Source organism: Segatella sinensis, from assembly GCF_040095255.1.
GTDB classification, from domain to species: domain Bacteria; phylum Bacteroidota; class Bacteroidia; order Bacteroidales; family Bacteroidaceae; genus Prevotella; species Prevotella sinensis.
On the sequence record NZ_JBBNGE010000124.1, the window covers coordinates 1 to 1,144 of the forward strand.

Sequence of the window (1,144 nt, forward strand, 5' to 3'; positions counted from 1 at the left end):
ATTTCTGCACGTTCCTTCTGTGTGTCTGTCCATTTCTCGGGTGACATCATAAGTAGCCCCTTACTGCGTGCAAGGAGTTCTGCACGAGTCTCTCCGTTCTCAAGTCTTGCGGGATAGTACCTTGCATTGCGCCTTATGGCATTGCCCTCCTCATCCACAAATGGACCATCGTTCTCCTGCAGCTGGCGCATCATCAGACGGTGCTCTTCCCTAGCATTGGCATCAAGTGTCATCTGCTCACGCCTATACTCTCTGCGTACCTCTTGCAAGGCTTCAAGACAAAACTGCTGATGATGGAACCGGTCGAGCGTACGCATAGCCTTCGGAAAGCATGTTTCTACTATGTTGTGCATACTCTCAGAGAAGTCGAGAGTAACCTCTTCCACGCTCATTCTCAACGCTTCTGGTATCTTCATCAATGCCTTTATGACATCCTTTGCCTTAGTGCCCTTGACTACAGCAATAAGGCATCCCTTGCGACCATGTGCATCCTTGTTCGAGGCTATTGTGTATACCTCTCCCGTGGACAAGCATGTCTCATCTATGCTGACGTGAGGACTTATGTTCTCTGGGAAGATGAGCCACTCGTCAGCATGGCCTAGTTCAGACCATTCACGATAGCCGCTTAGGTGGTCCTTGTAGGCTCTGCCATACTCATCACCGTCTATGTGATAGTCATCCTCAAACGAACGGGCCGTTATAGGGCGCGTCTCCAAACGCTTCTTTTAAAAAATCCGCCAACTCGGTTGAGCAGCGGGTGGACTCCTGAATGAGATTGCATTCGGTCATCACGTTGTGACCATCTGCATCAAGCCATCTGCGACGGCGCACGTGAAGCAGTACTTCCTGACCTCTAATCGGAAAGTCGTGAAACACACTTTCGCGTGTAAATCCATTGGGGCGCAGGTCTTCTCCGTCGTCAGGTTTCTGCTCGTTCTCATCGAGATAAAGGTGAATCACCTGTGTGTCACCTTTCTTCTCGACACGTACAGTCTTCAAGTCAAACCAGTCAAGCATGCGGGCTGGCAATAGGCATTCCGCTAAGAGTCTATACTGTTCCATTTTCTTCTAACGTTTACTCTATAAACGTACACCTGCTTGCTTTTATTGTGCTATGCTATCCACACGCTTTTGCAAGTGACCC

At 49.3% G+C, this 1,144-nt stretch carries 2 protein-coding genes; both read right to left on the reverse strand.

The window, feature by feature from the left end:
- Positions 1 to 716: transposase (locus tag AAAT87_RS15375; RefSeq protein ID WP_349226919.1), on the reverse strand; the 716-nt coding region annotated here is incomplete at its 3' end.
- The gene (locus tag AAAT87_RS15380) at positions 682 to 1,062 is read right to left on the reverse strand and encodes an ISAon1 family transposase N-terminal region protein (RefSeq protein ID WP_006847878.1); all 381 of its coding nucleotides are present in this window, start codon (positions 1,060 to 1,062) and stop codon (positions 682 to 684) included. The genes AAAT87_RS15380 and AAAT87_RS15375, both read right to left, overlap by 35 nt.
- Positions 1,063 to 1,144 lie beyond the last annotated feature (82 nt).

Coding starts and splice junctions, on each gene's coding strand:
- AAAT87_RS15380 (WP_006847878.1), bottom strand. CDS start 1,062: ATGGAACAGTATAGACTCTTAGCGGAATGCCTATTGCCAGCCCGCATG.